The sequence below is a fragment of the Thioclava sp. F34-6 genome (assembly GCF_002213235.1).
Classification (GTDB): domain Bacteria; phylum Pseudomonadota; class Alphaproteobacteria; order Rhodobacterales; family Rhodobacteraceae; genus Thioclava; species Thioclava nitratireducens.
Map to the genome: position 1 here is coordinate 444,363 of NZ_NBOA01000004.1, position 9,899 is coordinate 454,261.

At 60.8% G+C, this 9,899-nt stretch carries 10 protein-coding genes and 1 pseudogene; 10 read left to right on the forward strand and 1 reads right to left on the reverse strand.

Annotation, left to right across the window (positions count from 1 at the left end; all coding sequences use genetic code 11):
• Positions 1-170 precede the first annotated feature (170 nt).
• Both B6V72_RS19530 and B6V72_RS19185 read left to right on the forward strand, forming a co-directional pair.
• A pseudogene (locus B6V72_RS19530) lies at positions 171-215 on the forward strand (hypothetical protein); the annotation flags it as partial.
• A 353-nt stretch (positions 216-568) separates the two neighbouring features.
• Positions 569-730: a hypothetical protein gene (locus B6V72_RS19185; protein ID WP_157771540.1), complete on the forward strand. Its 162-nt coding sequence runs from the start codon at positions 569-571 to the stop codon at positions 728-730.
• 439 nt (positions 731-1,169) lie between these two features.
• Here the strand turns inward: B6V72_RS19185 and B6V72_RS11175 are convergent, their stop codons facing one another.
• Positions 1,170-1,928: a DeoR/GlpR family DNA-binding transcription regulator gene (locus B6V72_RS11175; RefSeq protein WP_088720030.1), complete on the reverse strand. Its 759-nt coding sequence runs from the start codon at positions 1,926-1,928 to the stop codon at positions 1,170-1,172.
• Positions 1,929-2,129: 201 nt separating this feature from the next.
• Here B6V72_RS11175 and glpD point away from each other — a divergent pair, with 201 nt between their 5' ends.
• The 8 genes from glpD to B6V72_RS11215 form a co-directional block, all read left to right on the forward strand.
• The gene (gene glpD, locus B6V72_RS11180) at positions 2,130-3,743 is read left to right on the forward strand and encodes a glycerol-3-phosphate dehydrogenase (protein ID WP_088735571.1); all 1,614 of its coding nucleotides are present in this window, start codon (positions 2,130-2,132) and stop codon (positions 3,741-3,743) included.
• The gene (locus B6V72_RS11185) at positions 3,740-4,834 is read left to right on the forward strand and encodes an ABC transporter ATP-binding protein (RefSeq protein ID WP_088735572.1); all 1,095 of its coding nucleotides are present in this window, start codon (positions 3,740-3,742) and stop codon (positions 4,832-4,834) included. Before glpD ends, B6V72_RS11185 begins: the two co-directional genes overlap by 4 nt.
• An 11-nt stretch (positions 4,835-4,845) precedes the next feature.
• Positions 4,846-5,937 (forward strand): ABC transporter ATP-binding protein, encoded by a 1,092-nt coding sequence (locus B6V72_RS11190; RefSeq protein ID WP_075777588.1) that lies wholly within the window; start codon positions 4,846-4,848, stop codon positions 5,935-5,937.
• Complete coding sequence (locus B6V72_RS11195) at positions 5,937-6,809, forward strand: sugar ABC transporter permease (protein WP_075777589.1); 873 nt, start codon at positions 5,937-5,939, stop codon at positions 6,807-6,809. Before B6V72_RS11190 ends, B6V72_RS11195 begins: the two co-directional genes overlap by 1 nt.
• Positions 6,809-7,612 (forward strand): carbohydrate ABC transporter permease, encoded by an 804-nt coding sequence (locus tag B6V72_RS11200; RefSeq protein WP_075777590.1) that lies wholly within the window; start codon positions 6,809-6,811, stop codon positions 7,610-7,612. The genes B6V72_RS11195 and B6V72_RS11200 overlap by 1 nt, the downstream gene beginning before the upstream one ends.
• 12 nt (positions 7,613-7,624) lie before the next feature.
• Positions 7,625-7,897 (forward strand): DUF2160 domain-containing protein, encoded by a 273-nt coding sequence (locus B6V72_RS11205; protein WP_088735573.1) that lies wholly within the window; start codon positions 7,625-7,627, stop codon positions 7,895-7,897.
• Positions 7,898-7,936: 39 nt separating this feature from the next.
• On the forward strand, positions 7,937-9,667 hold the full coding sequence (locus B6V72_RS11210; protein ID WP_075777592.1) for an ABC transporter substrate-binding protein: 1,731 nt from the start codon (positions 7,937-7,939) through the stop codon (positions 9,665-9,667).
• Positions 9,668-9,765: 98 nt separating this feature from the next.
• The coding region (locus tag B6V72_RS11215) for an FGGY family carbohydrate kinase (RefSeq protein WP_141104959.1) at positions 9,766-9,899 on the forward strand (134 nt) is incomplete at its 3' end.

Genomic DNA, 9,899 nt, shown 5'->3' on the forward strand with positions numbered 1-9,899 from the left:
TGCTTTGCAAAAAGAGCCAGCGTCGCGTAAGTATGACGAGCAACGTTATTCCCTTCTGCAACCTGTCTATCTTCTTGGCTACAGTCTGCCTCGTCGAAGCGGCTGAGTCTGGCTGTCGCATTCTGCGGACGGCCTCTGCGTGAAGAGGCGCCACGACGGCCAATGGCATCGTGAGACGGTTCAACCGGACAATAGGCTTCAGCTTTATCGAAGCGAAGATCGGCGGACGGGATATTTTCGTTCATATCTCGGCTCTGAAGCGCGGGCCTCTCGCAGCTCCATCACGGGCAAGCCGGGACTTACGAAATCGAAATCGGTCGCGACGGGCGCCAGCCCGCCCGACCACCGCTCCGGAAAAGACGGACGCTGCAGTGCGGCTCATCCGTGAGGACAATGCCGAGAAAAAGCGGCTCCGACCGCACGCATACGCGCGGCCCGATTGCCACGGATCGACGAACGCGCCGCAACGCCGCCTTCTCGCGAGGAGAGGCCGCGAAGTTGACCGGAGACTCCGGTCACCCAGAGGAGTTCCCCGAGTATTTCTCCGGGATAAAATGGAGGGCCGAATATGGCTGTCGAAAAAATGCCTGCGGGCAGGAAACCCCAGACCACCGAGCTTGCGAACAATAAGGGCCATGCCGCCCTCGCTTGGCATCACTTCTTCCGGGGGCTGTCCGAAGAGAAGAGTGACGATACGCGCAGCGCCTTGCCGCGCGGCGTTCAGGAATGATCTTTCCTGCAACACAGGACCGGAGTTCCCGGCAAGATGGCTGAGCGATGTGAGGTTCCGTGTGAACCGGCCGGCGTTCGCCACACGACTTGCCGGGAGGTGGAGCGGCAGGGGGAAGCTCCTGCCGCTTTGCTTTTTCGAAGACGGTATCGATGATCTTCAGGAACAGGGATCGTCGATCAGCCGCGCGGGCTTGGCGAAAGCGCGAAGACTTTGCGCATCGGTGATCGTCATGCCGCTCTATTCGATTTCGACGCCTTAGGGCTTCAATTGACGGATTGCGCGGCTCAAGTTCTCTGGCACGATCCCGCAATATCCGTGCGCCAGTTTGCGAAAAGATCCGGGACGAAGATCTGCTCAATCGAGGGAATGTCCGTCTACACGAACGCGGGTTCTTTCCGCAGGCGGTGCTTCTGCTCAGGAGCGTTCAGCGCGGCCCTTAGACGACGACAATTTTGGTGTTCCATTCCGCGCAGCGCTTGGTCAGCGCATCGGAGAGCGGCGCGTCTGTAAAGATCGTGTCGATCTCTTCGAGCGAGGCGAGCCGCACCGGAGCGGAGCGCGTCAGTTTCGAACTGTCGGTGACCAAGAAGACCTTGCGTGCCTGGCGTATGATTGTCCGGCTGACGCGGACTTCGGCGAGATCGTAGTCGAGCAAATCGCCCTCGTCATCGAGTGCCGAGACGCCGATCACCGCGAAATCCACTTTGAACTGACTCATGAAATCGGCCGTCAGATCGCCGACCAGCCCGCCATCCGACCGACGCAGGTTGCCGCCCGCCACCATGATCTCGCAACTCTCGTTCGCCAGTAAGGTATTGGCGACATTGCTGTTATTCGTGACAACGGTAATGTTCGAATGATGGCAGAGTTCGCGCGCCACAGCCTCGGTCGTGGTGCCGAGGTTAAGGATTATCGAGCTGTTATCGGGGATCTCCTTGGCGCAGGCCCGACCGATGGCCGCTTTCGCATCCGCACCCATCCGGCGCCGTTCTTCGTAATCGAAATTGACGACGCCCTTCCGGATGACGGCGCCACCATGAACGCGGTCGAGATGTCCTGCGTCGGATAGCTCCGACAAATCGCGACGGATCGTCTGCAGCGAAACATTGAAATGCTCGGCCAGCGTTTCGACCACGACACGCCCGTCGCTGCGCGCGATTTCGAGAATTTCGTTCTGTCGAAAATTTAGCGCCATGCGGCCTCCTTGGAAGTCCCCTGCCACAGCTTCACGCCCGTGTCACGCCCGCGTCGCCCGGGCGCTTCGCGCGATTTGCGGGATCGCGCTATTACCCGCGAAAATCCAGAAAAACGCCGAAAAACGATCAAAAACGAAAAAACTTTTGACAGAAAGTAACGAATCGCTCACGTTTGTAGGCGCAGCGAGGGAGGATCGTCTGTGCCAGCTTTCGAAAATAACGACCGGGTGACCGATCTTTTCGTGATCGGCGGCGGCATCAACGGGTGCGGTATCGCCCGGGACGCTGCGGGGCGCGGACTGTCGGTTACGCTTGCGGAAATGGGCGATCTCGCGCAGGCGACCTCGTCTTCGTCGACCAAATTGTTCCATGGTGGCTTGCGCTATCTCGAGTTTTTCGAATTCAGGCTGGTGCGCGAGGCGTTGCGCGAACGCGAAGTACTCCTGAACGCCATGCCCCATATCAGCTGGCCGATGCGTTTCGTGCTGCCCTACAGCGCCGACATGCGTTTCGAGAGCGACACGCCCACGTCGCGTCTGCTCTCGCGGATCATGCCCTGGATGAAAGGGCGCCGCCCGGCCTGGCTCATTCGGCTGGGCCTTTTTCTTTACGACCATCTTGGCGGGCGCAATCTGCTTCCCGGAACGGAAACTCTCGATCTTTCCGAGGACGAGGCGGGTCGACCGCTGCAAGAGCGGTTCCGTCTTGCCTACGAGTATTCGGATTGCTGGGTTCAGGATGCGCGTCTGGTCGTCTTGAACGCCCGGGATGCGGAGGCGCGCGGCGCCACGATCCTGACCCGCACGAAGGTCGTCGCAGCCGAGCGGCGCGACGGGGTTTGGCATGTCACCACCGAAGGCAGGGAGGGGCGTCGCGAACACTACGCCCGCGCGCTGGTGAATGCCGGGGGGCCCTGGGTCGAGAACGTGATCACCAACACGGTGCGGATCAACACGCGGGAGTCGATCCGCTTGGTCCGTGGAAGCCATATCGTCACGCGCAAGCTCTACGACCATGACCGCTGCTATTTCTTCCAGGGCGAGGATGGCCGGATTTGTTTCGCGATCCCCTACGAGCAGGATTTCACGCTTATCGGTACCACGGATCAGGATCATCAGGGGCCGCCGGGCGAAGCCGTCTGCACCGACGCCGAGAAAGATTATCTCTGCGCCTTCGTGTCGAATTATTTCAAGACGCCGGTGACCCGGGACGACATCGTCTGGACCTATTCGGGTGTGCGGCCGCTCTATAATGACGGGGCGTCTTCGGCGACGGCGGCGACGCGCGACTACGTGCTCTCGCTGGACGATCAGGCGGAGCTTCCGCTGCTCAACGTGTTCGGTGGAAAGATCACGACCTATCGCCGCTTGGCCGAAGGCGCGCTGGCAAAGCTCGCGCATTATTTCCCGGATATGCCCGGGGAATGGACTGCGCGCGCATCCTTGCCGGGCGGAGAGTTCGCGCCGACCGAGACCGATCGAATTCTTGGCGAAATCATGCGCGAGTATCCGTTCCTGGATTCGGCATGGGCGGAGCGGATGCTGCGTCATTACGGGCTCGATACGCGCGAAATCCTTGGCGATGCGAAATCGGCAGAGGATCTCGGACAGGATTTCGGCGCGACGCTCCGTGCTGCCGAGGTCGACTGGCTGATGAAGAAGGAATGGGCGCAGACCGCCGACGATATCGTCTGGCGCCGGACCAAGCTCGGGCTCCGTCTGAGCGCATCCGAGATCGAAACATTGGCCGAATACACGAAAGCACGACTTGCGGATCAGCAGGGCGCGGGTAGCGGAATGAGGGGGCAGGCATGACACTGGAGTTGAAAGGCGTCGAGCGAGTAGTCGATGGGCGGACCCATATCTACCCGACCGATCTCGTCTTGCAGAAGGGCACGATGAACGTGCTTCTCGGGCCGACGCTGGCGGGCAAGACGTCGCTGATGCGGCTTATGGCGGGGCTCGATGAGCCGAGCGCCGGCCGAGTCTTCTGGGAAGGCGAGGACGTCACCGGCGCTCGGGTGCAGGACCGCAAGGTGGCGATGGTCTACCAGCAATTCATCAACTACCCGGCGATGAGTGTCTACGACAACATCGCCTCGCCGCTGCGACTGCAGAAGCGCGAGACCTCCGAGATCGACCGGCGCGTACGCGAGACCGCCGAGATGATGAAGCTGACGCCGATGCTCGAGCGCAAACCGCTGGAGCTGTCGGGCGGCCAGCAGCAACGCTGCGCGCTGGCGCGGGCGCTCGTAAAAGGCGCGGGGCTCGTGCTGCTCGACGAACCGCTGGCCAATCTCGACTACAAGCTCCGCGAGGAGTTGCGTGTCGAAATTCCGAAAATCTTCGAAGCTTCCGGCGCGATCTTCGTCTACGCCACGACCGAGCCGGAAGAGGCACTGCTGCTCGGTGGCAATACCGCGACGCTCTGGGAGGGGCGGATCACGCAGTTCGGCCCGACCGCCGAGGTCTACCGCCAGCCGCGCGACCAGATTACGGCGCGGGTCTTCTCGGATCCGCCGATGAATTTCGTCGACGTCGCGCGCGACGGTCACCGTCTCGTTTTCGGCGGAGAGGCGCGCTGGCCGGCCGACGGCGGTTTCGCGCAGCTCGAGGCAGGGCGCTACATCGCCGGCTTCCGGCCCAATCACGTCCATCTGGCGCGCGAGGGCGGGGATGGCAACGCGCTCGAATTCCGCTGCCAGCTGACCGGCACCGAGGTGACGGGATCGGAGACTTATCTGCATCTGCGTCACGGCGACCAGTCCTGGGTCGCCTTGATCCCTGGCGTCTATGACCTCGGCACGGGGGACGAAGTGGTGATCGCGGTAGATACCGATCGGATTTACCTGTTCTCCGAGGACGGATCTCTGGCGGTTCCGGCCGCATATGCGCAGGCGGCTTGAGGGGGAAGACAATGGCACAAATCACTTTGAACAATCTTGCGCATAGTTATCTGCCCGATCCGAGTTCGGAGGATGACTGGGCGCTCAAACCCTTCGATCATATCTGGGACGACGGCGGCGCCTATGCGCTTCTGGGATCTTCGGGCTGCGGAAAATCTACACTTCTCAACATCATCTCGGGACTGCTGCAACCTTCGCAGGGACGGATCCTTTTCGACGGAAAGGACGTCACCCACGCAGCGACGGCGGAACGAAATATCGCTCAGGTGTTCCAGTTTCCCGTCGTCTACGACACGATGACGGTGCGCGACAACCTAGCCTTTCCCCTGAAAAATCGCGGCATGAGAGCCGATTACATCAAGGCGCGGGTCGACCAGATCGCTGCGATGATCGGGATGGAGGAGGTGCTTTCGCGCAAGGCACGCGGCCTGACAGCGGACGCCAAGCAGAAGATCAGCCTCGGGCGCGGCATGGTGCGCGAGGACGTCAATGCGATCCTCTTCGACGAGCCGCTGACCGTCATCGACCCGCATATGAAGTTCGAACTCCGCACGCAGCTGAAAGCGCTTCATCGCGAGTTCGGGCACACGATGATCTACGTCACCCATGACCAGACAGAGGCGCTGACCTTCGCCGACAAGGTGGTCGTGATGTCCGAAGGCCGGGTCGTGCAGATGGGAACGCCGAAGGAATTGTTCGAGCGGCCCGCGCATACATTCGTGGGTTACTTCATTGGCTCTCCCGGAATGAATTTCCTAGAGGCCAAGGTGTCGGGATCGCGGGCAGTCATCGACGGCTACGAGATCCCGCTGGGCGCGGCCTATTCGAATGGGCCATTGGAAGGTCGCGTCCAGCTTGGCATCCGTCCGGAATTCTGTGCGCTCTCGGATGAGGGAGATGGTCTGCCGGTGCAGATCGAGCGCGTCGAAGATGTCGGACGCCACCGGATCGTCCGGGCCCGGGCTGCCGGGACGGAGCTGAATATCTCCGTGCCCGAGGGGGCGCCGGTGCCCGCAGATGCGAACCGGCTGATCCTCGCACCCGAACAGATCAACATTTACGCCGACAATTGGCGCGTCGCACCGATCGGGGAGGCAAGCTGATGGAAAAGACACAGAATAACCGCGCTTGGTGGCTGGTTCTGCCGGTCCTGTTGCTGGTCGCCTTCTCGGCGGTGATCCCACTGATGACGGTGGTGAATTATTCGGTTCAGGACACGTTCGGAAACAACGTCTTCTTCTGGGCCGGGCTCGAATGGTTCGATGAGATGCTGCATTCGGATCGCATGTGGAACGCGCTCGGGCGGCAGACGATGTTCTCGGCGATCATCCTCGCGATCGAGGTGCCGCTCGGGGTGTTCGTTGCGCTCAACATGCCCAAGCGTGGCGCCTGGGCCTCGTTCTGCCTGGTGACGATGGCGCTGCCGTTGCTGATACCGTTCAACGTGGTCGGCACGATCTGGCAGATTTTCGGGCGCGTGGATATCGGTCTCCTGGGATATTCGCTCGACGCGATGGGGATCGACTACAACTACACCGCAAATGTCCGCGATGCCTGGATCACCATCGTTGTGATGGATGTCTGGCACTGGACGTCGCTGGTCGCGCTTCTGGCCTATGCCGGGCTGCAATCCATTCCGGACGCCTACTACCAGGCGGCCAAGATCGATCAGGCGAGCCGCTGGAAGATCTTCCGCTACATCGAACTGCCGAAGATGCAGGGCGTGCTGACCATCGCGATCCTGCTGCGCTTCATGGACAGTTTCAAGATTTACACCGAACCCTTCGTCGTCACCGGCGGCGGCCCCGGCAACTCCACCACCTTCCTGTCGATCGACCTCGTGAAGATGGCGCTGGGGCAGTTCGACCTCGGTCCCGCCGCGGCCTACTCGCTGATGTATTTCCTCGTGATCCTGTTGGTGAGCTGGGCCTTCTACACGGTGATGACCAATATCGAGAAGTCGGAGGGCAAGTGATGCGACTGAAATCACAACCGATCGTCATGGCGCTTTACCTGCTGTTCCTGATGATCCCGATCTACTGGCTTCTGAACATGAGCCTGAAGACCAACGAGGAGATCCTGTCGAGCTTTTCGCTCTGGCCGCACGATCTGACTTTCGCAAACTACGTCAAGATCTTCACCGATCCGAGCTGGTACATGGGCTACGTCAATTCGCTCATCTACGTGGTCCAGAACACGGTGATTTCGATCACCGTCGCGCTGCCTGCCGCCTACGCGTTCTCGCGCTACAACTTCATGGGCGACAAACACCTGTTCTTCTGGTTGCTGACGAACCGGATGGCGCCGCCCGCGGTTTTCGCCCTGCCGTTCTTCCAGCTTTATTCCTCGATCGGGCTGTTCGACACGCATATCGCGGTGGCGCTGGCGCACACGCTGTTCAACGTGCCCCTCGCAGTCTGGATTCTCGAAGGCTTCATGCGCGGGGTTCCGAAGGAGATCGACGAGACCGCCTATATCGACGGCTATTCCTTCGGGCGTTTCTTCATCAAGATCTTCATGCCGCTTATCGCATCCGGCATCGGGGTCGCGGCCTTCTTCTGTTTCATGTTCTCCTGGGTCGAGCTGCTGCTGTCGCGCACGCTGACATCGGTCGCGGCCAAGCCGATTGGGGCGACCATGACCCGTACCGTCTCCGCTTCGGGGGTGGATTGGGGGCTGCTCGCAGCCGCTGGGGTTCTCACCATCATTCCCGGGGCGCTCGTGATCTATTTCGTGCGCAACTACATCGCCAAGGGCTTCGCCCTGGGCCGCGTCTGAGGAGGTAGCACTATGAGCTGGATGGCATGGACATGGCCGACCGCATTATTCTTCGCGGTGATTGCGCTCTTGTTGGTGATCTTCACCGTGATCGGGATCAAACGTCCCGAGACGCCGCGCGTCGGCATCCTTCGCATCGAGACGACCCGGGGCGACCGGCTGTTCATCAGCCTGCTCGGGGCGGCTTTCATCAATCTGATCTGGCTGGGCATGGCGGGAGCGCCGGTCTGGGGCGGGCTGATCCTCAGCTTCGTCTGGGCGGCGGCCGTGTTCCGCTGGGTCTGATCCAAGACAAACAACGCAAAAACTCAGGGAGGAGAAACTATGAGACTGCGTTTAACTACCGCGATGGCGCTTGCGCTAATGGTCGCGTCACCAGCCTTGGCCGACATGGAGGCGGGCAAGCAGTTCCTCGAGCAGGAAATCGGCGACATGACGACACTGTCGCAAGCCGATGCCGAAAAGGAACTGCAATGGTTCGTCGACGCGGCGAAGCCCTATCAGGGCATGGAGATCCACGTGGTCTCGGAATCGCTCACGACGCACGCCTACGAGTCGAAGACGCTCGCGCCGTGGTTCGAGAAGATCACCGGGATCAAGGTGATCCATGACGTGATTCAGGAAGGCGACGTCGTCGAGAAGATCCAGACCCAGATGCAGACGGGCGAGAATATCTACGACGCCTATGTCAACGACTCCGATTTCATCGGGACGCACTGGCGCTATGGTCAGGTCCGCGATCTGACCGATTGGATGGAAGGCGACGGCAAAGCGGTCACCGATCCCTATTTCGACCTCGAGGATTTCATCGGCCTCAGCTTCACCACCGGGCCGGACGGCAAGCTCTACCAGCTGCCCGACCAGCAATTCGCGAACCTCTACTGGTTCCGCTACGACTGGTTCAACGACGAGAAGACCAAGAAGGACTTCAAGGACGAATACGGCTACGATCTCGGCGTGCCCGTGAACTGGTCGGCGTATGAGGATATCGCCAAGTTCTTCACCGGGCGCGACATGTCCTATATCGGCGGTCCGAAGAAGGTCTATGGCAACATGGACTATGGCAAGAAGGACCCCTCGCTCGGCTGGCGCTTCACCGATGCGTGGCTGTCGATGGCCGGCGAAGGCGACAAGGGCCTGCCGAACGGCAAGCCGGTCGACGAATGGGGCATCCGCGTTAACGAGCAGGATCAGCCGATCGGCTCCTGCGTCGATCGTGGCGGCGCGACCAACGGTCCGGCGGCGGTTTACGCCGTGCAGAAATATATCGACTGGCTGAAGAACTATGCTCCGCCGTCTGCCGAAGGCATGACCTTCTCCGAGGCGGGTCCGGTTCCGGCGCAGGGCGAGGTCGCTCAGCAGGCCTTCTGGTATACGGCCTTCACCGCCGACATGGTGAAGAAGGGTCTGCCCGTCGTGAACGAGGATGGTACGCCGAAATGGCGCATGGCACCGTCCCCGCATGGCGCCTACTGGGAGAAGGGCATGAAGCTCGGCTACCAGGACGTGGGTTCGTGGACGCTGATGAAATCGACTCCGCTCGAGCGGGCACAGGCCGCGTGGCTCTATGCTCAGTTTGTGACGTCCAAACTCGTCGACGTGAAGAAGAGCCAAGTGGGTCTGACCTTCATTCGTGAAAGCACGATTCAGGACAAGAGCTTCACCGATCGCGCGCCCGACCTGGGCGGTCTGATCGAATTCTACCGCTCGCCCGCCCGCGTTCAGTGGACGCCTACGGGCACCAACGTGCCGGATTATCCGAAACTGGCGCAGCTGTGGTGGCAGAATATCGGGGATGCGTCCTCGGGTGCGAAAACCGTGCAGGAAGCCATGGACTCGCTCTGCGAAGCCCAGGAAAAGGTGCTCGAGCGTCTCGAGCGTGCGGGTGTCCAAGGCGACAAGGGTCCGAAAATGGCCGAGAAGCACGATCTCGAATGGTGGCATAACTATTCGGTCGAGCATGGCTCGCAATCGCCCAAGCTGAAGCTGGACAACGAGAGCGAAAAGCCGATCACCGTCGATTACGACGAGCTCGTGAAAAGCTGGAATGAATAACTGAAACGAGGCGAGGCGGTGCCGCGGCATCGCCTCGTTCTCTTTCTCGCCATGCCCTGGATGGAGAGGGCATCGCCAGAAAGAGAACGGTAGGATTGATGGCGAGCTATATTCTGGCAATCGACCAAGGCACCACGTCGTCGCGGGCGATCGTCTTTGACGGCGCGCTGCGCCCGGTGGCGAGCGCGCAGCAGGAATTCACGCAGCATTTCCCGCGTTCGGGCTGGGTGGA